Here is a 24,056-nt window from a genome sequence, read left to right on the forward strand (position 1 = left end):
GACCCGAGGGGAGCAGTGCCATGAGCCACACCTGGCACGTCACCGTCCATCTCTTCGACGCCGACGACGTCGAACCGCACGGCACCCTGACCGCGGCGCACGCGACGCTCACCACGTCGAGCGGCACGAGCCTGGAGGGGTACGGGCGGGCCCGGCGGCGCCCCGACGACCCGGAGGTGCGCGAGGTCGGGGAGGAGCTGGCGGCGGCGCGCGCGCTGCGCGACCTCGCGGACCGGCTGCTGCGCGCGACCTCCGACGACCTCAGCGTGCTCGAGCACCGGCACGTCCGCCTGGACGCCTGAACGGGCCGCGCACCGGCGTCGCGCTCAGCGCCCGAGCTCAGTGCCCCGAGCCCAGTGCCCGAGCTCGGGGCACGCCCTCGGGGCACGACTTCAGTGCACGACGAAGGCGTCCACCACCACGGTGTCGTCGATCGCGGCCGGGTCACGCGTGCCGGTGTGCTCGACCCGCACGGTGTGCACGCCGGGCGGCAGGTCCGTGACCGACCACACGACCACCCCGTGCTCCGTGCGCGGCGCGTACCGGTCCACCGTGGCGACGAGCCGGTCGTCGAGCCAGACGGTGTTGATGCCGGCCGTCCGGCCGCGGCGCGACACCCAGTCCACCCCGGCGCCCCGGAAGCGCAGCGACACCGACGCGGGCCCGCTGCGGGCCCGGGTCGCCGCGCCACCCGAGTCCCGGGCCGACCGCAGCCCGGACCAGCGCCCCGTCCACGTCAGGGACGGGGCGTGCTCCTCGTACGTGCCCGGTCCGACCGCGTCGTCGGGCTCGTCCGGAACGTCGGCGGGGACGTCGGCGGGCCCGTCGTCGGGCCCGGCGTGCCAGCGGGCCAGATTGGTGCTCGGGACGTCGCCCGCGGAGGTGAAGGTGCCGCCGACCCACAGCCCGTCCGGCGTGACGGCCAGCGCCCGGCCGACGACGTAGCCGTCCGCGTCCGGCCCGGCCAGCCCGGTCCCGAGTCCCCGCCACGTGCCCGTGGCGCGCTCGAGCCGGGCCACCCGTCCCGCCGGTGTCCCCGCCACGGTGGTGAGCTGGCCGGCCACCAGGAGGTCGTCGCCGTCCGCCGCCAGCGCGTAGACCTGGGCGTCGGTGTCACCGAGCGGAGCCCACTCGCCCGTGGTGGCGAAGTGCCACACCGCGAGGTTCGCGGCGGGGAAGCCCGGGCTCTGCGGCTGCGCCGCGCGGACGATGCCGGCCTGGTCGAACCAGCCGCCCACGTGCAGGTCACCGCCGACCACCGCCAGCGCCCGCACCCAGCCGGCGGCGCCGTAGCGGCTGACCCCGGGCAGGACGAGGTACCCGGCGAGCACGTCGCCCGGGTCCTGCGGTGCGGCGGTGTCGAACATGGTCAGCCCGTGCAGCCCCTCGACGATCTTGGCGCCCAGGTGGTTGAAGCCGTTGAACCAGCCGCCGACGACGAGGTAGCGGTCGCCGATCACGGCCAGCGCGTTCACGGCGTGGTCGTACAGCGGGCCACCACCGACGGCGCCCCACCCCTGCGCCACCGGGTCCCACGCGGCCAGGCCGCCGACCAGCAGCCCACCGGCCAGCGCGAACTCGCCGCCGGCGTAGAGCCGGCCGCCGAGCACGGCCAGCGCGTGCACGTCCCCGTCGGTCCCCGCCCCGAGCGGCGACCACCCCCGCCCGTCCCACCGGGCGATGTTCGCCGCGGGGACGCCGCCGGCCGCGCTGAACGAGCCGGCGGCGTAGACGTCGTCGCCGAGGCGCGCGAGGGCGAAGACCTGGCCGTCGCCGACGTCGGCCGCGACGCCGCCGGCCAGGTCGTCCCACCCCGTGCCGCTCCACCGCCCGATCGAGCCCAGCCGGACGGCCCCCGCCTGGTCGACCAGGCCGCCGGCGACGACGCCGTCGCCGTCGACGAGCAGCGACTGCACCTCACCACCGCTGAAGTACCCCGAGTGGGGGCCCTCGCCCAGCAGCTGCCACCCCGCCGCGCTCCACACGCCCAGGTGCTGCACACGCAGCGGTCCGGCGTTGTCGAAGTCGCCACCGACCAGCACGCCGTCGACGTGCGGTGCCAGCGTGCGCACGACGTTGTCGAGCTGCTGCGGCACCGCCCAGGACGTGCCGTCGTGCACCACCCAGTGCTCCGCCTCCAGCGGGCCGACCGACGTGAACGAGCCGCCGAGGTGGAGGTGGCCGCCGGCGTAGGCGAGCGCGTGCACGGTCGCGTACTTGCCGCCGTAGCTGGTCACGTCGCCCAGGCTCTCGAACCGTCCGTCGGTTGCCGTCCCGCGCAGCACCGCGACGTTCCACGCGGGCACCCCGCCGGCCGAGGTGAAGGAGCCGCCGACGGCGACGTCCCCGGTCGCCGGGTCGACCGCGAGGGCGTGCACCGTGCCGGTGAGCTCCTCGTCGCTGATGCCCGGGCCGTACGTCCGCCAGCCGTCGGTGCCGGCCCCGGGGGTGGTCGTGTCGAGGCTGGCGGTGTCGAGGGTGGCGAAGGAGTGGGTGACGTGGCCGGCGACGGTGTCGAACCCGCCGCCCACGTGCAGCGCCGTCCCGGCCAGGGCCAGCGCCCGGACGGTCCCCGGGTCGGTCAGGTCCGCGGTCCCGGCCCGCAGCACGCCGCCGCCCAGGTCGGACCACTCGCCGGTGGCCAGGTCGAGCGCGGCGAGGCTGCGCACCTCCCGGTCGCCGGCCCGGGCGAAGGTGCCGCCGACGTACAGTCGTGCCCCGTCGCTGGCGAGCGCGAGGACGGTGCAGTCGTACTCCGCCTCGGGGTGGGCGATGCCGCCGCCGACCGCGGACCACGCGGTCCCGTCCCAGCGGGCCAGGCGCGCCGCGGGCACGTCGCCCGCCATCGTGAAGTCGCCGCCGGCGTAGATCGCGTCGCCGACGACGGCGACCGCGCGCACCGCTCCGTCCAGGCCCGTCCCCAGCCGCTGCCAGCCCGTGCCGTCCCACAGCGCGATCCGGGCGAACGTGCCGGTGGGCATGCCGGCCGTCCCGTAGGTGAAGTCGCCGCCCACCACGACCCGCTCACCCGCGACCGCGGTCGCCAGCACCGTCGGGCCGACCACCGGGCTGGCGAGACGGGGCTGCCACCCTCCGCCGGCGACGTCGGTGCCGGCGACGGGGCCGGGGCCGGGGTCGGGGGAGTCGGGCACCGTGGTGGTGGGCGTCATGGCGAGCGGGGTGCCGGGATGCAGCACGGGCAGATCTGCGGAGGTCATCGGTTCTCCCGGGGCGTGCGGTCGGACGCCGCCGAGCCTGGCAGAGCGCGGCGCGCCGCATGGTCGGTTCTGCGCACGGGGTGACGGGGACCGGCCGGCCCCACCGTCCTCGACGAGCACGTCGGGTCCTGGGCAGCCGTCGTGACGACTCGCCCACGCTCCGGCTGGACGGGACCGCGGCCCGCTGGGACGCGTCACCGAACATGACAGGTGTGCGTCATTCCGCCGCGGTGGTGGCCCTCGGGATGAGCCCGCGGCCGACGTCGTGAATCGTGGCCGCGACCCTTCACGCGCCCACCAGGAGGTTGGACATGACGACGAACGACGCGCACGGCGCCCACGCCGCACAGGGCCACCACGTCGAGCCGGCCACGGTCGGCACGGAACGCGTGGTGCAGCCCGCCGTCCACGAGCAGGACGTGCACCTGCACGGCCCGACGCCCCCCACCCGCGGCGACCTGGTCCGGTGGGGACCGGTCTGGGCGGGCCTGGTCGTCACGCTGACCTCGTTCATGCTGCTCGAGCTCGTCTTCCTCGCGCTGGGCTGGCTGAGCCTGGCCCAGGGCGAGCCCGGGAGCACCTCGGGGTGGATCAGCGCCGTGCTCGGCTTCGTCGCCTTCTTCCTCGGCGGCCTGACGGCCGGGGCGACGGCGATGTGGCGCAGTGTGAAGGACGGGCTCCTGCACGGGGTTCTCGTGTGGGCGCTGACGACCGTCGGGATCATCTTCCTCACGGTCTTCGGTGGCGGTGCCCTGTTCGGTGCGGCGGCCGAGGTGCTCACCCAGGTGTCCGCGATCCAGCGTGCCAACGTGCCGGACGCCGACCTGGGTGCGGCCATGGACACCATCCAGCCGGTCCTCGACGGTGCCGTCCTGGGGATCGTGCTCGCGCTGGTGGCCGCTGTCCTGGGTGGCGCTGCCGGTGGCCGGATGTGGCCGGCCAAGCGCGACGTGCGCTGATCGTCCCGCGTGCGCCGACGCCGGCTGTCCCGCCCGGCATCACGGGGCGGGGCAGCCGGCCGGCGTCCGCCCGGGGCGCGCCCCGCCCCGACCGGCGCCGCGCTCCGGCGGCGGACCGACCCCGGTCGGAGCACCATGGGGGCGCACGGGCGCACGGGCGCACCGGCGGCGGCAGGTCGAGGGGGGCGAGGACATGGGCGTCCCCGACGGCACCGGCCGACCCGCCACGTCGTCGGCCACGTCGCCGGGCGGTGCACGACCCCCCGGCACGCTGACCGGTCGTCGGCTGGCCTACGCCCGCTGGACGGTGCGCGCGCGCTGGTGGATCGTCGCGTCCTGGGCGCTCCTGCTCGGCGTCCTGTCGCTCGTCGCCCCCCGGCTCGAGCCGGGCGGCGACGACCTGTCACGCCTCATCCCGCAGGACCTGCCGGCGATCCAGGCCGAGCTGCGGTCCGTCGAGCTGTTCGGGTTCCCGCTGTCGAGCCGCACCGTGGTGGTGCAGCGCGACCCCGAGGGGATGTCGGTGTTCGCCCAGGCGGAGTCCGTGCTGGACGCCATCGCCGTCAACCAGACCACACCGACCCCGCCGCTCCTCGGGGCCTTGCCGGTGACCAACGCGCTGCCGCTCGCCGGTGCCGCGGAGCGTGACACGACCGTCCTGACCTACCTGTTCATGGACCCGGGGGCGGAGACGTTCGCCGGCCAGCTGCGCTCCGCCCGGGCCTACATCGCCGAGAACCTGGACCGGCCCGAGGACGCCGTCGTCGGCGTCGCCGGGTCCGTCCCGGCCCGTGCGGAGCAGGCCCGGATCGCGGGGGACGCGCTGCCCCGGCTGGAGCTGCTCACCGTGCTCGCGATCGTCGTCCTGGTCAGCCTGAACTTCCGGGCGGTGCTCGTGCCGGCGCTCGCGCTCGGCGCGTCCGCCGTGGCCTTTGGGCTGACCGTCCACCTGTCCCACGTGCTCAGCACCATCGTCGGGATCGGCGCCCCGGCCGAGCTCGAGCCGCTCATGGTGGCCCTGCTGCTCGGCGTGGTCACGGACTACACGGTGTTCTACGTGTCGTCCCTGCGCAGCAGCCTCGAGCGCGGCACGCCATGGGGCGACGCCGTGGTGGACTCGGTGGCGCGCTACACCCCGATCATCGTGGCGGCCGGGGTGACCGTCGCCGCCGGCACGGCCGCGCTGCTCGCGGCCCAGTCGACGTTCTACCGCGCGTTCGGTCCCGCGATGGCACTGGCCGTCCTGGTCGGGCTGGTGGTCTCGGTGACCCTGCTGCCCGCGCTCGTCGCCTGCATCGGGCCGCGGCTGCTCTGGCCGTACCGTCCGGCCGTGCGGTCCGGCACCGCGCCCACCCGACGGCGACGTCGCCTGGCGATCCCGCGGCCCGACGTCGTCGCCCACCTCACCCGGCGGCCGGTCGCGGCCGCCGTGCTGGCCGGATGCGTCGCGGTCCTCGGCCTGGCCTCGGTGCCGCTGACGAACATCGCCCTCGGCCTCGGCTTCACCAGCAGCCTGCCCGCCGACAACCCGGTCAGCCGCGCGTCCCAGGCCGGGGCCGCAGCGTTCGCCCCGGGGATCACGGCCCCCACGACCCTGCTCCTCGAGGCCGACGACGTGACCGCCGACCGCGACGCGCTGGCGCGCCTGCAGGCGATGGTGGAGCGGCAGCCCGGGGTCGCGGGGGTGGTCGGCCCGGCGCAACGGCCCGGGCTCACGGACGCCGAGCTCGGCGTCGTGCTGGCCCGCGGCGGGGACGCGGCGCGGATGCTCGTGGTGCTGGAGAACGAGCCGCTGGACGCCGCGGCCATCCGCGACCTGGCCGCGCTGACCGAGCGCCTGCCCGAGCTGGCCGCCGACAGCGGCCTCGGCGAGGACGTCCGGATCAGCGTCGCCGGTGACACCGCACTGGCGCAGGGCGTCATCGGCAGCACCGGTCACGACCTGCTGCGGATCGGTGTGGTCGCCGTCGTGGTGAACCTGCTGGTGCTGGTGGTGTTCCTGCGGGCGCTGGTGGCCCCGTTGTACCTGCTCGCGTCCAGCGTGCTGGCGCTGACCGCCTCCCTGGGCGTCACCGTCTGGGTGTTCATGGGCGTGCTCGGCCGCGAGAGCCTGACGTTCTACGTGCCGTTCGCGGCCGCGGTCCTGCTCGTCGCCCTCGGCTCGGACTACAACATCTTCGGGGTGGGCCACGTCTGGGACGAGGCCCGCCGCAGGCCGCTGCGCGACGCCATCCGCACGGCGATGCCCGAGTCCACCCGCGCGATCACCACCGCCGGCGTGGTCCTCGCGGTGAGCTTCGGCATGCTCGGCACCATCCCGCTGGGTCCGTTCCAGGAGCTCGCGTTCGCGATGTTCGTCGGGATCCTCATCGACGTGCTGGTGGTCAGGTCGCTGCTGGTGCCGTGCCTGCTCACGCTGGTCGGGCCCGCCAGCGCCTGGCCCAGCCACCGGCTCCACCGGTCCGACGCCGGGGTGCCGCCCGGCACGGCGTGACCCACCCGCGGCACGTCGCACCCGGCGTGCCCTGGACCCCCGAGGAGGAGCGATGACGGACCAGGACCGAGCACGACCGCGTCGCGGCGGCGGCCGCCTGCTGTGGCTGCTGCCGGTGGTGACCTTCGCGCTGGGCGTGCTGCTGGGCGGGCTCGGTGCCGGCGTCGGTGTGGAGGGCGACGTCGACGCCGGCGTCGGCCCGGCCGCGGGCGAGGTGACCGCGTCGCCCGACCCGTCGCCCGACCCCGTTCCGGGCGCTGCCGAGCCGCCGGAGCCGACCCCCGCGGCCCCCGACCCGTCACCGGCTCCGGGCGCCTCCGCGGGTGCGCCGGACCCGTGCCTCGAGGTCGCGCGGCAGGCCGAGCAGCTCGCCGCCATCGTGCGGGACGCCGCGGCCGCCGCCGGCCAGCTCGACGCCGCCCGGCTCAGCGACGTCGTCCGGCAGCTGGAGGAGTCGCAGCTGGACCTGGACGCGCTGTCCGAGCGGTGCCGGGTGGTGAGCGCGCGCGTCCCGTGACGCGGGCCCGGTGGCGCTGGTGCGGGGCCGTGTGCGTCGGGACCAGGGAGACCGCCTGCGGGTGCCGGCCTGTGGGTGGGACGGTCTAACGTCAGTGCTGCCTGCGATGAAGGAGGCCCACATGATCCGCAGCAGGATGTCCCTGCGCCCCACGGCAACCCTCGTGGCGTCCGCCATGATCACCACCGCCCTGATAGCGGTCCCCACCACCGCGACCGCGTCGCACGGGCCCGGGCTCGACGGCGACGGAGCGGCGCTCGCCGAGCACTCGCTGCGCGCCCCGGTCACCGACGAGACGTTCTACTTCGTCATGGCCGACCGGTTCGCCAACGGCGACCCGGCCAACGACACCGGAGGGCTCGGCGACGACCCGATGGTCTCCGGCTTCGACCCGACCCACCGGGGCTTCTACCAGGGCGGCGACCTGGCCGGGATCCTGGACAACCTCGACTACGTCGAGGGCCTCGGCACCACGTCGATCTGGCTGACGCCCAGCTTCAAGAACAAGGCCGTCCAGCCCGAGGACGCGTCGGCCGGCTACCACGGGTACTGGATCACCGACTTCACCCAGATCGACCCGCACCTGGGGACGAACGCCGAGCTGGCCGCCCTGGTCGACGCGGCCCACGCACGGGGGATGAAGGTCTACTTCGACATCATCACCAACCACACCGCGGACGTGATCGGGTACGAGTCCGGCGCGCGGCAGCCGTACGTGAACAAGGACGTCGAACCGTACCTGACCGCGGCGGGGGAGCCGTTCGACGACCGGGACTACGCCGGCACCGGCACCTTCCCGGCCCTCGACCCCGCGACGTCGTTCCCGTACGTCCCGGTGCTCGCGCCGGGGGAGGAGGACCTGAAGGTCCCGGCCTGGCTCAACGACCCGACGCTCTACCACAACCGCGGCGACACGACGTTCGTGGGGGAGGACGCCTACTACGGCGACTTCTTCGGCCTCGACGACCTGTTCACGGAGCACCCCACGGTCGTCGACGGGATGATCGACGTGTACGAGACGTGGATCGCCGACTTCGGCATCGACGGCTTCCGCATCGACACGATGAAGCACGTCAACGACGAGTTCTGGCAGCGCTTCGGTCCTGAGGTGCTCGCGTTCGCCCACGACCAGGGCAAGGACGAGTTCTTCATGTTCGGCGAGGTGTTCGACACCTCTCGGCCGTTCACGTCGTCCTACACCACCCGCAACCAGATGCAGGCGGTGCTCGACTTCCCGTTCCAGGCGGCCGCGCGTGGGTTCGCCTCGCAGGGCGCCGGCGCGGCGTCGCTCGAGGCGTTCTTCGCCGGCGACGACTGGTACACCGACGCCGACTCCAACGCCTACGGCCTGCCGACGTTCCTCGGCAACCACGACATGGGGCGCATCGGCTGGATGATCCAGGCCGACAACCCCGATGCCGGGGACGCCGAGTGGGTCGCCCGCGACCGCCTGGCGCACGAGCTGATGTACCTGTCCCGCGGCAACCCGGTCATCTACTACGGCGACGAGCAGGGGTTCACCGGCAGCGGCGGTGACCAGGTGGCACGCCAGACCCTCTTCGCGAGCCAGGTGCCGGAGTACCTCGACGACGACCTGCTGGGTACCGACGCCACCCACGCCGAGGACAACTTCGACCCCACGCACCCGCTCTACGAGACGATCAGCACGCTCGCCGACGTCACCGCCGAGCACCCCGCGCTGCGCAACGGCGCGCACCAGAACCGCTACGCGAGCGACGGTGCGGGCATCTACGCCTTCTCCCGGATCGACCGCGAGGCGCAGCACGAGTACGTGGTCGCGCTCAACAACAGCGAGACGGCGCAGACCGCGACGGTGAGCACCTGGGTACCCGACGGTGCGTTCGATCTCGTCTACGGCGACACCGCGGCCTCGGTCCCCAGCACCGCGACCGGCGACCTCACCGTGACGGTGCCGCCGCTGTCCGCGGTGGTGTACCGGTCGACGGGGACCATCCCGGCGTCGGCGGCCGCGCCGACCATCACGCTCGCCCCGCCGGTGCCGTCGGAGCAGGCCCGGTCGCGGATGCACGTGGCCGCCGAGGTGGACGGTAACTCCTTCGTCGAGGTCACGTTCCAGGCACAGGTCGACGGTGGCGCGTGGCAGTCCATCGGGACGGACGACAACGCCCCGTACCAGGTCTTCCACGACGTCGCGGCGCTGCCCATCGGCACCCCGGTGAGCTACCGCGCCGTCGTGCTGGACAACGCCGGCCACACCGCGGTCAGCCCGGTGGCCGCCGCGCAGGCCCCGGTGCCGTCGGTCTCGATCACCACCCCGGCCGAGGGCGCCCTGGTCTCCGGCGCGGTGACGGTCGAGGCGTGGACGGACCCCGCCCGCACCACGCAGACCGTGACCCTGGAGCGCAGCCTCGACGGCACCACCTGGACGCCGCTGCGCACGGACGACTCGCTGCCGGTGTTCCTGGCCGTCGACGACGTCTCCGGCTTCGCCGACGACACGCAGGTGCGGTACCGGGCGGTGCTCACCGAGGGCACCACCACGGCGGTCAGCGACGTGCGGACCGTCACGGTCGGGACCGTCGCGCAGCCGGACGAGGTCTCCGTCCCGGGCAGCCTCAACACCGAGATGGGCTGCGAGGCCGACTGGGACCCGGCCTGCGACCAGGCGCAGATGACCCTCGACCCCGACGACGACCTGTGGAAGCTCACCGTGACGCTGCCGGCCGGCGACTACGAGTTCAAGGTCGCGCTGGACCGGGCCTGGGACGTCAACTACGGGGCCGGCGGAGCGCTCAACGGCAACAACCTCACGCTGTCGCTCACCGAGGAGTCGGTCGTGACGTTCGTCTACGACCACGCCACCCACCTCGTCACCACCGAGCTCGGGGACCCCGGCGAGCCGGTCCCGGACTTCGCCGACGTCACGCCGGCCGACACCTTCTTCGCGGACATCCGGTGGATGGCCGAGCAGGGCCTCGCCCACGGGACCACGGTCGGCGACCAGGTGTTCTACTACCCGGCGTCCGCAGTCTCGCGGCAGGCGATGGCGGCATTCCTGTACCGCTACGCCGGGGACGACTGGGAGCCCCCGGCCGGCACCCGCACGTTCGCGGAGGTCGGACCGGAGCACCCCTTCTACACCGAGATCGAGTGGATGGCGGCGGTCGGCCTGACCGAGGGGTACGCCGACGGGTCGTTCGGCAGCACTCGGCCGGTCTCGCGCCAGGCCATGGCCGCGTTCCTCCACCGGCTCGCCGGTGAGCCGGCGGTGCCCGGTGCGGCCTCGTTCACCGACGTCGGCGCCGGCCACCCGTTCGCCGACGCGATCGCGTGGGTCGAGGCCGCGGGGGTCGCCCAGGGGTACCCCGACGGGAGCTACGGTCCGGCGCGGTCCATCACCCGCCAGGCGATCGCGGCATTCCTGCACCGGTACGACGACGTCGTCGCCGAGGTCGGTGTGGTCCCCGCAGGCTGACACAGCAGGGCACGCCCCCCGGGGCGTCCGGCGCGCCGGTGAGCTCCACGCTCACCGGCGCGTCGCGCGTCCGGCCCGGAGCGGCACCCGGCACGACCCGCACGAGCGCCCGGGGCCGACGTGCGCCCCGCGCCCGGGCCGCCCGCGGGACGAGAACGACGAGCACGTCGGCGCCGGATCTGCTGCGATGCGCCCTGTGGACACCATCGCCCGCCTCCTCAGGCCTCGCGACGAGATCGGAGCCGCCCGGGTGCTCGCCGTCGCCCTCGTCCTGGCGATGGTGGCCACCGTCGGCTGGGAGGTCGTCGGGTGGCAGCAGGGCCGGCCCGGCTCGGACGCCGGCTCGGTCGCGAGCTCCCTGGTCGCGCTGGCGATCGTGGGCCTGCTGGCGGCGGTGCTGGTACGGGTGCCGCACCGGGTCCCCACCCTGGCCTGGCCGGTGGTCGCCGTCGTGCAGCCGCTCGCCACGGCCGCCACCGTGGTCGCCGCTCACGACGCCTCGGCCGGCGCGCAGTTCGGACTCGTCTACGCGGTCGTCTTCGCCGCCTCGCAGTTCGGCGGCGTCTTCGCCTGGTCCGTCACCGCTCTGGCCGTGTCCGCCGACGCCTGGATCGTGTTCTCGGTGCTCGACCCGGGCCCGGCGGCGTCCGACCTGTTGGTCGTCGCGTGTGCGCTGCCCATGATCACGCTGGTCCTCCAGCTCACCAACGCCCACCAGGACCGGTTGCGGGCCCGGCTCGACGAGCTCGCCGGGGCCGACTCGCTGACCGGGTTGACGGTCCGGCGGCGGCTGGTCGAGGCGGGCACCCGGGCCCTCGCCGCGGGTCGCCCCACCGGACTGCTCGTGGTGGACGTCGACCGGTTCAAGGAGCTGAACGACACGCACGGACATCCCGTCGGCGACCTCGTCCTGGTCCAGATCGCCGACCTCCTGCGCGCGTCGGCCGGCGACGACGACCTGGCGGCGCGCCTGGGCGGTGACGAGCTCGCCCTCCTCGTCCGCGGCGACCACGACGCGGTGCGGCGCCGCGCGCTGGACCTGCGCGACGCGGTGCGCGGTCACCACTGGCGCCGGCCGGGGCTGGCTCCGACGGTGAGCGTCGGGTGGGTCACCGCGCACCCGGGATGGGGGTTCGGTGAGCTGTACGAGGCGGCCGACCGCGCCCTGTACGAGGCGAAGGCGCACGGGCGTGACCGCGTCGTCGGTGCGCCCGGGACCGTCGGCGGAGCAGGGCACCCGTAGGCGCCGGCTCGCCCCACGGGGCCGGCGGACCACACCCGGCCCGCGGCGCTACCCGACGAGCAGGCAGAACGGGTGCCCCGCCGGATCGGCGAGCACGAACAGGGGCTCATCGGGATCGTGCGAGCGGTCGTGCACCAGGCGAGCTCCGAGCTGCTCGGCACGGGCACGCTGCCGAGCAAGCTCCTCGACCGTGGCGACCGTGAAGTCCATGTGCATCTGCATCGGCACCTGCTCGGACGGCCACGTCGGGGGTGTGGTGTCCCGCTTCTCCTGGACGGCCAGCACGCGCCTGCCGCCGTCGTCGACCAGGACGAGCCAGTCGGCGTCGTCCGGGCTGTCGTCGGCGGGCGGGGCGTCACCGTCCCGGTAGTGCAACCCGAGCAGCTGACGGTAGAACTCGGCCAGCCGCCGGCAGTCCTGCGCGTCGATCACCGTGTGCAGCAGGACGGGACGATCGGGCGCGACGCGCCGGTGCTCGGTCACGGTTCACCGTACCGAGGTCCGCCGTCGCGGGGGCGGGCCGAGCCCGCGACGGGTGGTCCGGTCGGTGACCCTCACCCGGCGCACCCTCGCCGCTGCCGCCGCCGCCGCCGTCGTCCTCACCGCACTGCTTGCACCGGCGGGCTGCACGGGACTCGCCGGGTCACGGGGCGGCACCCGTCCCGTCGAGCGCACGGAGATCGCCGCGAGGTCGCAGCCGGCCGGGACCGCGCCCGAGCTGGTGTCCGTCCGCCAGATCGACGACCTCGACCTGGCGACGCAGTCGGGGGGAGGGGGAGCGGAGGCGGTCGTGCACACGAGCAGGCGCGGACCGGTCCGGGTGGCCGCCTGGTCGGCCCTGGTCGTCCTCGCCGGCGCGGGGTGCGCGGACGGGCAGAACATCTGCGTCACGAACGGCGGGCCGGCGGGAGTGACGGTGCGGCTCGGCGAGGGACCCGCCGACGAGGTCGGCCCCGACGGCGGCATGACCCTGCTCGGAGCGACCGGGTGCTACGGGCCGGTCGTCGTGGCCTTTCTCGGCGGCAGCGTGGTGGAGCTGGAGGGAACGATCTGCCCCGGCGAGGATCTGCGGATCGGCGACGGCACGGCCGAGATCGTGGGCGCCACCGGCTGACGGCCCACCGGACGGTCGCGATGCGCGCCTCCGACGCCCGCCGCGCCGTTCGGCCCGCCGTCGTGGCTCCGCTCTAGGGTGGTGGGATGGACTCGACCTGGAGGGGTCACATGGGGGATCGCGCGGGACGAGCGGACGTCGCGGTCGACGTGTCGATGAGCTCGGGCGCCGGCATGGATCCGTCGGTCGGCGTCGCCGCGCCGATCGGTGCGGTCAGCCGCAAGGACCTGCGACGGGCGGGTCGGACGTCGGTGCGGCAGGAGGGCGCGTCGGGCCTCGTGCTGGCCGCCGCGCTCCCGGGCAGCGTGCGCGTGCAGCGTCGACGTCCCGACGGGGCCTGGGAGACCCTCGAGACGCGGCGCGCCTCGCGTCTGGGTCGCACCCGCATGGACCTGCCCGGGGCAGCACACCCGCCGCGACCGGTCCGGGTCGTGTTCTCGCCGAAGAACGACAACATCCCGTCGTGGATCTCCCCGGAGATCCTCCGCTGACGGTCTGCCGTCCGGCCGGCCGCGTCGTCTCAGCGACGCTCGGTGGACGACGCGCGGGCAGAGCTCGCGGGTGCCGGACGCGCGGGGCCGCGCGGGCCGGTCCGAGCCAGCAGGTCGAGGTCCGCCAGCACCTCGACCGGCAGTGCGCGCCGGTTCCGCAGCGCCGCCGGGACCCGCGCGGTCGCGTCGAGGACGCCGCGGCGCTGCGCACGGTCGGCGGTCCAGGCGGCGGCGGCCCGCGCCATCACGAGAGGCCAGGGCAGCCGCAGGACGCCGCTGAGCACCCGCGACCGCGCCATGGCACGACGCCGGTCGGCGGGGCTCTGGCGCCGCGGTGACGGATGGTGGTGCACGACGGCGTCGTCGAGGTACGCCAGCGACCAGCCGGCGGCGGTGAGGTCCCACGACAGCCGTTCCTCCTCCCCGGGGAAGCGGACCACCTCGTCGAAGCCGCCGACGGCCAGGAAGGCGTCCCGGCGGACCATGGCGGCGCACGCCATGAACCCGAGGATCCGTGGTCCCGGAAGGTCGCCGAGCCGCGGAGGCAGCGGGCTGGCCGCGAGCAGCTCGCAGAAGGGGTCGAGTCGCTCCTCGGGTCCGATCAGCGTGCGCACGTCCAGCAGGCCGACGCGCGGGTGCTGCGCGAGGACGTCGGCAGCGGCGCGCAATGACCCAGGCGCCCACCAGGAGTCGTCGTCGGCGAAGGCGACGAAGGGCGTCCGGGCGCGCCGGACCCCGATCGTGCGTCCCGCCGCGCCGGCGTTGCGGCCCAGCGCGACGACGTCCACGTGCGGGTGCGCGCGGCGGACGGCGTCCGGGGTCCCGTCGGTCGAGCCGTTGTCGACCAGGACGACCGGCGCGTGGTGGCGCCCCAGGCTGGCGAGCAGCTCGTCGCGCCGGTTGCGGCTGGCGACCACCACGGTCACCCGCGGGTCCTCCGTGGTCCCGGGCCGGGGTTCGTCGGGGTCAGCGGGTGCCATGCGTCGTTCATACCGAAGGTGGAGCCCGGGCGCGCGCCGAGCGGGCTGCCCGCACCCGGCGCCGGCCGTGCGCTGTTGCAGCACCTGCGGTCCACCGGGACGCTGGAGCCGAGCGAGGCCTCGCTCCGTCCGCTGCCCGGCCCGGGCTTCGCCGGCCGCACGCCGCGGGCGGCACCAGCACCACGTCCACCACCACAGACCGGGAGACGACACGCCATGAACATCGACAAGAGCCGGATCCTCGACCTGCTCAAGTCCCAGGGCCACGACGACAAGGCCGCGAAGGCCGACCAGGAGCTGCCCAGCCAGGTGGACACGGACAACAGCCAGCACCAGGACCTGCTGGGCAGGCTCGGCATCAACATCCAGGACCTGCTCGGCGGCGCGGGGGGCCTGGGCGGGCTCGGCAAGAAGCTCGGTCTGTGACCGCAGGGTCCGGGCCGGCGGTGACCTGACGCACCCGCGCCCCCCGGACGCGTCCGGGTGGATGTGCCCGGGCGGAGGTGTGGCACCGCGGCCGGTCGAGGACGCCGGCCGCGGTGCCGCCATGATCGGCCGCGAGCCGACGCGACGGACCGGTGCAGGAGCGACCCGGACCGGGGCGGGCGCGGTGGAACTCGTGACGACCGGCGCTCAAGTCCCACGCGCCGCACGCCGATAGACGGGTGACCTCTCTGCCGTGCGCGACCGATCGGATGCCCGTGACCTCTCTCCGATCGCCTCAGCAGCCGCTCGGCTGCGAGCCGTTGCCCGCCACAGCGCTGACCCGACGCGGCGCCGGCGCCGTCGTCTTCGTCAGCGTGCTCGTCGGCTACCTCGTCGCCGCGCAGGGGGTCTTCCTGCTGCGCGACCCGGTCGTCACGGGCGCGGCACTGTGGCCGGCGGCGGGCCTGACGGTCGCCGCGCTGCTGCTGCTGCCCGGGCGCCTGTGGCCCTGGGTCCTCGCCGCCGTCGCCGTCGCCGAGACGGGTGGCGACCTGGCGCACGGCTATCCCGTCGGCGCGAGCCTGGGGTGGGGACTGGCCAACTGCGTCGAGCCGCTGCTCGGGGCCACGCTGTTCCGCAGGATCGGGAGCCGTCGCACGCTCACCCCGGTCCACCAGCTGCTGCTGTTCCTGGCGGTCGCGGTGCTGGCGGCGCCCGCGGTGGGCGCGACCATCGGGACGGCCGCGAGCGTCGTCCTGGTGGGCGACCTCACCTGGTGGGAGGTCTGGCCCGAGTACGCCGTCGGGGACGCGCTGGGGGTCCTCATCGTGGCGCCGGTGCTGCTGACGGCCCGCTGCCGGGGCGTCCGGCGGTCCGCCACCGAGGCGATCGCCCTCGGCGCCGGCGCGGTGCTCGGCTCGGTGCTGGTGTTCGACGCGCCGTGGTCCGAGTCGTCCGGGCGGCCGGTGTTCCTCATCGTCCCGTTCTTCATGTGGGCCGCGCTGCGCTTCGGCGTGCGCGGGAGCGCCTGGTTGTCGCTCCTGCTCACCCTCGCTGTCAACGCTCTGGCCACGTTCGCCGCGCAGCCTGTCCCGACGGCGTCCGACGACGGGCTGACCGTCCTGCAGCTGTTCTTCGCCGTGACCGTCTCGTCCGCGCTCCTGCTGGCCGTGGTGGTGGGCGAGCTCACCGACCGGCGCGACGCCGAGCGGGTGCTGCGCCACGAGGCCACCCACGACCACCTCACCGGCCTGCCCAACCGCGCCCAGCTGCGCGCGGACATGGACGCGGCGCTCGGCGTGGACGCGGCCGACCCGTCCCGTGTCGCCCTGCTCGTGTGCGACATCGACCACCTCAAGACCGTCAACGACACCATCGGCCACGCCGCCGGCGACGACCTGATCGTGGAGGTCGGTCGCCGCATCCGGGACTCGGTGCGCGACGGCGACGTGGTGGGCCGGATCAGCGGGGACGAGTTCGTGGTCGTGCTCACGGACGTCGACGAGGATGCCGCCGCATCCCTCGCCCGGCGGGTCATCGGCGCCGTCGCGCCGGCGGTGACGCTGGACGAGCACCGCGAGATCCGGCCGTCCATGTCCGTCGGCCTCGCGATGGGTGCGCCGGGCGCCGCCACCGACGACGTCTTCAACGGCGCGGACGCGGCCCTGCTGGAGGCCAAGCGGCTGGGCCGGGGACGCGTGGCCCACTTCGACGCGGGTCTGCGCGACCGCGTGGTGGAGCGTCGGCAGATCGAACGAGACCTGCCCGCGGCGCTCGACCGCGGGCAGATCAGCTGCGTGTTCCAACCCGAGGTCGAGCTCGCGACCGGCGCCCTGTTCGGGTTGGAGGCGCTGGCGCGCTGGAACCACCCCGCGAGCGGGCTGATCGGGCCGGACCGCTTCGTCCCCGCGGTGGAGGCCACCGGGTACGCGGGTCGGCTGTTCGAGACGGTTCTCGACCAGACCCTGACCGCGCAGCAGCGGTGGGCGACCGTCCTGGGTCACCTGCCGCCGGTCGCGGTGAACGTGTCCCCGCTACAGCTGCGCGACCCGCGGTTCCCGCCCACCGTCGCGGCGGCCCTCGCCCGATCCGGGGCCCCCGCCGGCACGCTCTGGCTCGAGCTGACCGAGACGGCCGCCGTCGACCCGGGGGCCCTCGACGCGCTGACCGAGCTGCGGGCGCTGGGCGTGCGGCTCGCGCTGGACGACTTCGGCGCCGGCTGGTCGTCGATGTCGCGGCTGGCGCAGTTCCCGTGGGACCTGCTCAAGCTCGACCGCTCGTTCATCTCCCCGCTGGGGAAGGCAGCCGGGTCCGAGCACGTGGTCCGCGCGATGATCGAGATGGCGCACGCCCTGGGCATGCTCACCGTGGCCGAGGGCGTGGAGACGCCGGCCCAGCTCGAGGTGCTGACCGGGCTGGGCTGCGACGTCGCGCAGGGCTACCTGTTCAGCCGGCCGGTGCCGGCCGCCCAGGTGCCGCGCCTGACCACGTCGGCCGGGTCGTGGGCGGGAGCGGCCGCGGGTGCGTGAGCCGGGGCACCGGGTGTCACCGGGGCCGGCGGCGGCGGGCCGACATCCCGGCGCGTCCGGCGACCACGTCGGTCAGCACGTCGAGCACGCCCTGAGCCGTGCGGCTCACGTCCAGGTTCTCGGCGGCCCAGCTCTGCGCCGGCACGGCCTTGTCGCGCAGGGGCTGCGGATCCGACAGGTGCCGCTGGATCTCGCGGGCGAGCGCCGTCGCGTCGTCCACCGGCACCAAGGCGCCACGGGCACCGTCGCCGAGCAGCAGTCGCGGACCGGACACGCAGTCCGCCGCGATCACGGGGGTCCCGACGACGAGCGCCTCGGCGACGGTCTGGGCGAAGCCCTCCCAGCGGCTGGGCAGGCAGTACAGGTCTGCCGCGGCGACGGTCGCGACCGGGTTCGGGACGAAGCCGGGCATGGTCACGCTCGCGGAGACCCCGAGGTCGGCGGCGAGCTGCTCGAGCTGTCCCCGGTCCGCCCCCTCGCCGAGGAGCACCAGCCGGTGCGGCACGCCGGCGGCGACCACGTCGGCGTGCGCCCGCACGAGCACGTCGAAGCCCTTCTGGTGGACGAGACGCCCGGCCCCGACGACCAGCGGTCCGGAGCCGGGGACCTCGACCGGTGGGGACGACGTCGCGGACGCGAGGATGCCGGCGACGTCCACGCCGTTGCGGACCACCACGACGCGGCCGGGGTCCACCCCGAGCGCCACGGTCGGCTCGACCAGTCCGGGGGTGATGCACACGAGCCGGTCGGCGGTACGCAGCGCCCGGCGCGTCACCCCGCGCAGCCGGCGCGACACGTACTGCTCCAGGGCGGCCTGCGGTTCGGAGCGGACCATGACGACGAACGGTCGCCGGGCGATCGCCGCAGCCGCGCGCCCGACCAGCAGACCCCACCCGATCTCCCGGCCGGAGAGCACGACGTCGGCCCGGCGGGCGAGCGGGACCAGCCGCACCAGCCCCCACGCCAGCGCCCAGCGCAGCCGCGGGTGACGGCCTCCCGAGGGGTGGAACGGCCGGACGCCGGGCGGCAGCGGGGCCCCGGTCGTGCCACGGCGCGGCCGTTGCAGCGCGACCAGCCGGACGTCGACGCCCGCGGCGGTCCACCGGTCCGCCAGCCGGATGTTCGAGCGGGCGGCGCCGTCCTCGGCCAGGCGGTGCTCCACCAGCACCACCGACACCGGCGTGGCACGCGACCTGCGGCGGAACAGGGCGCCGCGACGTGCGCTCGGTGCGACGGACGGCGTGCGGTGGTGCAGCACGAAGGTGCCTCCGGCCAGGTAGGGGACATCGACCTGGACTGTAGGCAGGTGCGTGCGCGGTCGACGACCGGGCCCGCATCTCGAAGGGGTGAAACAGCAGCACCCCCTGCGTGGACGCGGACGCTCGGCTCAGGGCCGTGGACCGCCGCCACCGCCCGGTCGTCCGGCACCCGGGGGGCCGTGCCCCGGTGGGTCGGTGACGCCGGGGGGTCCGTTGCCCGGTCCGTCCCCGGGTGGGTCGTTCCCGGGCGGGCCATGGCTGGGTGGGTCGGTGAGACCCGGAGGTCCGTTCCCGCCAGGGGGCCCGTTGCCGGGTGTGCCGTTCCCGGGTCGGTCGTTGCCGGGTGGGTCGGTCAGCCCGGGCGGGCCATCGCCGGGCGGGCCATCGCCGGGCGGGCCGTCGCCGCCGGGGGGCCCGTTGCCGGGTGCGCCGTTCCCCGGCGGGTCGGTCAGCCCGGGCGGGCCGTCGCCGCCGGGGGGCCCGTTGCCCGGTGCGCCGTTCCCGGGCGAGCCGTTGCCGGGCGGGCCGTTGCCGGGGGAGCCGTTGCCGGGCGGGCCGTTCCCGGGTGTGCCGTTGCCGGGTGGGTCGGTCAGCCCGGGCGGTCCGGTCACCGGAGGATCGACCAGCCCCGGTGCTCCGCTCGTCGGGGGAGGGCCAGCAGGTGACCCGTCCACGGGGACGTCGACGCCGGCGTCCGGGCCGCCGGCGGCGGGTGAGCCCCCACCCGCCCCGCCGCGGCCCGGAGCGTCGCCCAGTGCGTCGCGTGCTCCGGACCCGCGTACCGTCTCCCTGGTGTCCGTGCGCACCGTGACGTCTGTGCCGGGGGACGTGCCCGCCGGCGCGCCGGGCACGTCCGCAGGCCCGGCCCCCGGCACGCCGGCCGGATCCCTGACGAACGGACTCCCTGTGCCCCCTGTCGTGCCGTCCGACGTCGGGGCGCCCGGAAGAGCCTCACGGCCACCGGCGCCACCGGGGGTCTGAGCCGGAGCAGGCGTCGCCACCGCGGGCGCCGGACGGTCGTCGGGGGGCGCCGAGACCGAGCCGACCGCGGCGGTCACGCCGACGGCCGCCGCAGCCAAGACCCCGACCGCGCCGGCGCTCAGCGCGCCGACGGACATGCCCGCGCCGGCGGCCGCCGCTGCACCTCCCACCGCTGCACCGCCCACCGCGGTCGCGCCGCCCACCGTCGCGGTACCCATCGCCGCGCCGCCCACCGTCGCGGTGCCCATCGCCGCGCCGCCCGCCGTCGCGGTGCCGACCGCCGCGCTGCCGGCCATCGCGCCGCCGGCCGCCGCGCTGCCCCCGGCGACCCCGCCGACCGTCGTCGCCCCGGCGGTGGCGCTGAGGGCGGTCGAGCCCGTCGCGGCACCCGTCCCGGCGACCCCCGTCCCGGCGGATGCCCCGGTCACGCCACCCCCGCCGGCGCCGACCGCGGCCCCGGTGCCGGCGGCACCTGCTGCCGCTCCGGCGGCCCCGCCGAAACCGACCCCGTGCAGGGCGGCGACGGCCGTCGCGCCCACCACCATCGGTCCGACGACCGCGCGCATGGCCCGGTTGACGTCGCCGAGGTCGAGGATCCGGGCCCGGCAGGCCGCGCAGTCGGCCAGATGCGACTCGACCTGGCGCGCGCCGCGAGCGGGCAGCGAGCCCCGCACGTAGGCGCTGAGCTTGCTGTCGACCTCGCGGCACTGCTCGCTGACCGGCGCCGCCAGGTGCTGCTCGAGGTACGCCGCACGCAGACCCTCGCGGGCCCGGTACGCCAGGGCCGCGACGCCGTTGGCGGTCAGCCCCAGCACGGGCGCCACGTCGGCGGGGCTCAGGCCCTCCACCTCGGTGTACCAGAGCACGGCCTGCCATCGCTCCGGCAGGGCGGCGTAGGCCCGCAGGACGACGCCCCGTTCGAAACCGGCCATGACCGGCTCCTCGGTCGACGGCACGTCGTCGGTGCCGGCCTCGAGCGTCGCCGGGTCGTCGGTCGGCACGGTCCGCCGCGCGCCGGCCACCCGCTGCTGCGCCGCTCGTCGCACGACCGTGAACAGGTAGGCCCGGAAGGCGACGTCCGGTCCGCTACCGCCGCGCAGGGCGGCGAACACCCGGGAGAAGGCATCGGCGACGGTGTCCTCCGCGTCGGCGGCCGACCGGGTGTGCTGACGGGCGACGGCGCGGGCGGCCGGAGCGTGCCGCTGGTAGAGCACCCCGAAGGCGCCCGAGTCGCCTGCGCGGACGGAGGCGATGAGCCTGTCGTCCCCGATGACGTCCTGGTCCGTGCTGTCGCCCATGGCGACCCCCTGATGCCGGCGCCCGGGCACCGGTCGGTACCCCGGGCGCCACGCTGACTCGTCCCTGCCGCTGTCCGGCCTGCCGTGCCGCTCGCCCGTCCTGCCGGTCGCACGTCCGCGTGCGGTGTGCCGTCCGTCAGGCCGCCAGTGTGGCACGCACCCCTCTGCTCCGCCCGACCCCGGCGGCTGTGGGGTCGACCGGTCAGCGGCTCGAGCCGGCGGCGGGTGGTCTCGCCGAGCGCATCGCGTCCAGGACCGAGTCGGCGTGCTCGTCGAAGGAGCGCACGTCACGGACGTGGTGCCCGGCGTCGTGGAAGGCGTCGCGCAGCAGGGCCACGTGCACGGCGGAGCCGGCGCGGAGCTCGGCCGACCGCGCGTGCGCGGCGACGTCGCGCAGGAGGTCGAGCGTGGCGTGCATGACGGCGGGTGACGACGCGGCGTACCACCGCATGTGGTCCACGACGGTGCCGATGAGCTCGGTGGCCTCGGGGCGGGGGGCGTGCACGCGCAGGACGCCCGCGGCGTCGAGGCGGTCGGCGGACGGCACCCGGCGCGAGGCGAGCACGGAGAGGCCCGCGGTCAGGTCGTGCACCGCGTTCACGGCGGTGTACGGGTCGTTGGTGCCCGGGGACAGGGCCCGCACCGCCATCTCCGTGAGCTGCTGGACGGCGAACGCGACGTCCTGCACCGGGGTGCGCGCGTCGGCCACGGCGACGGCGTGCCGGACCGCGGCCATGACGTCGTCGTCGACCCGGCCGGGTGGGTGGACGAGCGCGACCACGGTGCCGTCGAGCACGTAGTCGCCCGGCCGGACCTGCAGCGCGACGACGACGTCGGCGTCGCGGGCGGCGTCCAGCAGCCGCTCGTCCTCGACGTGCTGGACGTACCCGGGCCGGTCCGCCGTGACCGCGCGCCCCTCGCGCCCCAGGCTCTCGGGCAGCCGTGCGCGCGGGCCGGTCGCGGCAGCCGACGAGTGGTCGCGCGCGGACTCGGGGCCGCGGCCGACGTCGGCGGGATACATGCGGTCCACCACCTGGCGCAGGTCACGGCGGACTCCGCCCGCGAGCGACGAGACCTGGATCGACTCGGTGATGTGGTGGATGAAGTAGATGAGCACGACGACGTTCGCGACGGCGAGGACGACCGCGGCGTTGACGGCGAGGTGCGGGACGAAGACCTCGGCGTCCTGGGCGCCGGGGTCGCCGAGGACCCGGATCGAGCGCAGCACCAGCAGGCTGTACAGGAAGGTGGACACGTAGACGCCCAGGACCGTCTGGTTGCCGCGGTCGGTCATGAAGTTGCGGACGAGGCGCGGGCCGTAGGTGGACGACGTCAGCGCGAGCACCGCCATGGTGATCGAGAAGGTGGTGCCCGCCACTGCGAGGCTCGACGTCGCGATCGCGCCGAGGATGTCCCGGCTGCCGCTCTCACCCACCCGGTAGAGCACGGTCGCCAGCCAACCGGGCACGTCGAGGGTGCCCATCCGCTCGTCGATGGTCACCAGGGCCTCGGCGAGCACGACGGCGGCCAGGCACAGCACCGCCGGGATGAACCAGAACCGCTCCCGCAGGCGTTCGAGGATGCTCACGGGAGGAGCCTGCCAGGTCCCACCGACAGGCTAGAGGTCGACCCGCTCGTTCTCCCCGCCGGAGTAGCGCTCCCCGGTGGCCTTGGCCTTGACGAAGCTCAGCAGGCTCGCGACCCGCCCACCGGGGGTGTCCCAGTACTCGGCGGACCGGGCCTCGATGCGCAGCAGGGTGACCTCGGGCGCGTCCGGGCCGTCCGGGAACCACGCCTCGACCCCGGCGTTCCACAGATCGCGCTTCTTGGCGTCGTCGTGCACGACGTCCGCGACGCCGGTCAGCGAGACCCAGGTCGACCCCGAGCCGACGGCCACGTTGACCTGCGGGTCCGCCGCGACGTGCGCCAGCTTGCGCGACCCCTGCTCGGCGAAGAACCACAGGTCCCCGTCGAACTCGACCTCCTGCAGGGCCATCGGGCGGCTGGTCAGCACCCCGTCGGGTCCGCGGGTGGTGAGCATCGCCAGCCGCTGACCGTCCAGCAGCTCTGCCACCTTCGCGTGGGGGTCGTCGTGCCCGGTGTCCGTGCTCATGGGTCTGCTCCTCGGTGTCGGTGTGACGGCATCGTCTCCCGGGCGCCTGCCTCCCGCGACCGCGCCGGAGCGGCGCGCTCAGTCCAGGCGGTCGTACCCCTGATGGTGCCGGTAGGCGTCCAGCACGTCGGCCCGCGGTGCGGGTGCGACGAACCGGGTCCCGAGCAGATCGGCGAAGTCGTCCAGCGCGACCTCGAGGACCGCGGCGCTGTCGCGGACGTCCGGATCGGCGGACGCTCGTCCCTCCCGCGCCAGCTCGGCCGCGTACGGCAGGGCGACCGCGAGCGCGGACCCCGGGTCCCGCTCGTGGAAGTAGTAGGTCGAGGCAGACTGGCCGAGGTCGACATGGGCGCCCGCGAGGTCATGCGCCACCCGGTCGAGGACCAGCGACGTCGGCTCCGGCGCAACCGCCGACCGGGACACGCCACGACGGTGCGCCTGCAGGTAGCGGGCCAGCGTGCGTCGCCGGCCGAGGACCTGCTGAGCCTGCATCACCCAGGACAGCGCGGCGGTCAGCAGGGCGAACCCCACCAGGCCCTGCGCGGCGGTGAGGATCCGCAGCCAGCCGTCACGGGCCACCACGTCGCCGAAGCCCAGCGTGCCGGTCACCACGGCCGACAGGTACACCGCGTCCAGCAGGTCATTGCGCCGCGCCGGCACGATCGACCCGGAGAACACGAACCCGTCGTCCATGTGCGGCAGGTACACCAGCGCGCACCCCAGCACGACGAGCACGGTCCACACCACGATCACCAGGACCAGCAGCGCCGGCCCGGCCACGTCACGCGCCCGGGAGCCCAGCCGGGCGGCCACCCGCCACAGCGAGCGGCTGAGCACCTTGCTGAGGAAGCCCTCACCCGACGGGTGCAGCAGCGTGTGGAAGATGTCACGAAGCGTCAGCACGACGAGCAACGCCCCGGCAGCGGTGGAGATCCAGGTCACGCGGCCTGCCTACCATGGCGTCGGTGCCCCGGACGA

At 75.4% G+C, this 24,056-nt stretch carries 18 protein-coding genes; 10 read left to right on the forward strand and 8 right to left on the reverse strand.

Going from position 1 to position 24,056, the window contains the following annotated elements; genetic code table 11:
* Positions 1-20 precede the first annotated feature (20 nt).
* Entirely contained in the window at positions 21-302 is a 282-nt protein-coding gene (locus Q0840_RS15275; protein ID WP_298460874.1) for a dsRBD fold-containing protein, read from the forward strand.
* A gap of 90 nt (positions 303-392) precedes the next feature.
* On the opposite strand, the gene Q0840_RS15280 is transcribed toward Q0840_RS15275, so the two are convergent.
* The gene (locus tag Q0840_RS15280) at positions 393-3,218 is read right to left on the reverse strand and encodes a hypothetical protein (RefSeq protein WP_298460876.1); all 2,826 of its coding nucleotides are present in this window, start codon (positions 3,216-3,218) and stop codon (positions 393-395) included.
* A gap of 311 nt (positions 3,219-3,529) precedes the next feature.
* On the opposite strand from Q0840_RS15280, the gene Q0840_RS15285 reads away from it, so the two are divergent.
* The 5 genes from Q0840_RS15285 (at position 3,530) to Q0840_RS15310 (ending at position 11,888) form a co-directional block, all read left to right on the forward strand.
* The gene (locus Q0840_RS15285; RefSeq protein WP_298460878.1) at positions 3,530-4,177 is read left to right on the forward strand and encodes a hypothetical protein; all 648 of its coding nucleotides are present in this window, start codon (positions 3,530-3,532) and stop codon (positions 4,175-4,177) included.
* A 193-nt stretch (positions 4,178-4,370) separates the two neighbouring features.
* Positions 4,371-6,671 carry an MMPL family transporter gene (locus Q0840_RS15290; protein WP_298460880.1) on the forward strand — a complete coding sequence of 767 codons (2,301 nt, stop codon included), beginning with the start codon at positions 4,371-4,373 and terminating at the stop codon, positions 6,669-6,671.
* Between the two features lie 52 nt (positions 6,672-6,723).
* Positions 6,724-7,188 (forward strand): hypothetical protein, encoded by a 465-nt coding sequence (locus tag Q0840_RS15295; RefSeq protein ID WP_298460882.1) that lies wholly within the window; start codon positions 6,724-6,726, stop codon positions 7,186-7,188.
* 121 nt (positions 7,189-7,309) lie between these two features.
* Positions 7,310-10,645 (forward strand): alpha-amylase family glycosyl hydrolase, encoded by a 3,336-nt coding sequence (locus Q0840_RS15300; protein WP_367183140.1) that lies wholly within the window; start codon positions 7,310-7,312, stop codon positions 10,643-10,645.
* A gap of 196 nt (positions 10,646-10,841) precedes the next feature.
* The gene (locus Q0840_RS15310) at positions 10,842-11,888 is read left to right on the forward strand and encodes a diguanylate cyclase (RefSeq protein ID WP_298460884.1); all 1,047 of its coding nucleotides are present in this window, start codon (positions 10,842-10,844) and stop codon (positions 11,886-11,888) included.
* Positions 11,889-11,936: 48 nt separating this feature from the next.
* Here Q0840_RS15310 and Q0840_RS15315 read toward each other — a convergent pair whose 3' ends face one another.
* Positions 11,937-12,371: a VOC family protein gene (locus tag Q0840_RS15315; protein WP_298460886.1), complete on the reverse strand. Its 435-nt coding sequence runs from the start codon at positions 12,369-12,371 to the stop codon at positions 11,937-11,939.
* Between the two features lie 64 nt (positions 12,372-12,435).
* Between Q0840_RS15315 and Q0840_RS15320 the strand changes: the two genes are divergently transcribed.
* Both Q0840_RS15320 and Q0840_RS15325 read left to right on the forward strand, forming a co-directional pair.
* Complete coding sequence (locus tag Q0840_RS15320; RefSeq protein WP_298460888.1) at positions 12,436-13,002, forward strand: hypothetical protein; 567 nt, start codon at positions 12,436-12,438, stop codon at positions 13,000-13,002.
* Positions 13,003-13,088: 86 nt separating this feature from the next.
* Positions 13,089-13,493: a hypothetical protein gene (locus tag Q0840_RS15325; protein ID WP_298460890.1), complete on the forward strand. Its 405-nt coding sequence runs from the start codon at positions 13,089-13,091 to the stop codon at positions 13,491-13,493.
* A gap of 29 nt (positions 13,494-13,522) precedes the next feature.
* On the opposite strand, the gene Q0840_RS15330 is transcribed toward Q0840_RS15325, so the two are convergent.
* A complete protein-coding gene (locus Q0840_RS15330) occupies positions 13,523-14,473 on the reverse strand; it encodes a glycosyltransferase family 2 protein (protein WP_298460892.1) in 951 nt (316 codons plus the stop codon).
* A 216-nt stretch (positions 14,474-14,689) separates the two neighbouring features.
* On the opposite strand from Q0840_RS15330, the gene Q0840_RS15335 reads away from it, so the two are divergent.
* Positions 14,690-14,899 (forward strand): hypothetical protein, encoded by a 210-nt coding sequence (locus tag Q0840_RS15335; RefSeq protein WP_298460893.1) that lies wholly within the window; start codon positions 14,690-14,692, stop codon positions 14,897-14,899.
* A gap of 275 nt (positions 14,900-15,174) precedes the next feature.
* Positions 15,175-17,427: a bifunctional diguanylate cyclase/phosphodiesterase gene (locus Q0840_RS15340; RefSeq protein WP_298460894.1), complete on the forward strand. Its 2,253-nt coding sequence runs from the start codon at positions 15,175-15,177 to the stop codon at positions 17,425-17,427.
* A 16-nt stretch (positions 17,428-17,443) separates the two neighbouring features.
* On the opposite strand, the gene Q0840_RS15345 is transcribed toward Q0840_RS15340, so the two are convergent.
* From Q0840_RS15345 to Q0840_RS15365, 5 genes are all read right to left on the reverse strand, one after another.
* Complete coding sequence (locus Q0840_RS15345; RefSeq protein ID WP_298460895.1) at positions 17,444-18,685, reverse strand: glycosyltransferase; 1,242 nt, start codon at positions 18,683-18,685, stop codon at positions 17,444-17,446.
* A 129-nt stretch (positions 18,686-18,814) separates the two neighbouring features.
* Positions 18,815-20,965, reverse strand: coding sequence for a sigma-70 family RNA polymerase sigma factor (locus Q0840_RS15350; RefSeq protein ID WP_298460896.1), 2,151 nt, complete (start codon positions 20,963-20,965; stop codon positions 18,815-18,817).
* A gap of 202 nt (positions 20,966-21,167) precedes the next feature.
* A complete protein-coding gene (locus Q0840_RS15355; protein WP_298460897.1) occupies positions 21,168-22,553 on the reverse strand; it encodes a DUF2254 domain-containing protein in 1,386 nt (461 codons plus the stop codon).
* A gap of 30 nt (positions 22,554-22,583) precedes the next feature.
* Positions 22,584-23,078, reverse strand: coding sequence for a pyridoxamine 5'-phosphate oxidase family protein (locus Q0840_RS15360; RefSeq protein WP_298460898.1), 495 nt, complete (start codon positions 23,076-23,078; stop codon positions 22,584-22,586).
* Between the two features lie 78 nt (positions 23,079-23,156).
* Positions 23,157-24,020, reverse strand: coding sequence for a potassium channel family protein (locus tag Q0840_RS15365; protein WP_298460899.1), 864 nt, complete (start codon positions 24,018-24,020; stop codon positions 23,157-23,159).
* Positions 24,021-24,056: the final 36 nt, after the last annotated feature.

Source organism: uncultured Cellulomonas sp., from assembly GCF_947494015.1.
Lineage (GTDB): Bacteria > Actinomycetota > Actinomycetes > Actinomycetales > Cellulomonadaceae > Pengzhenrongella.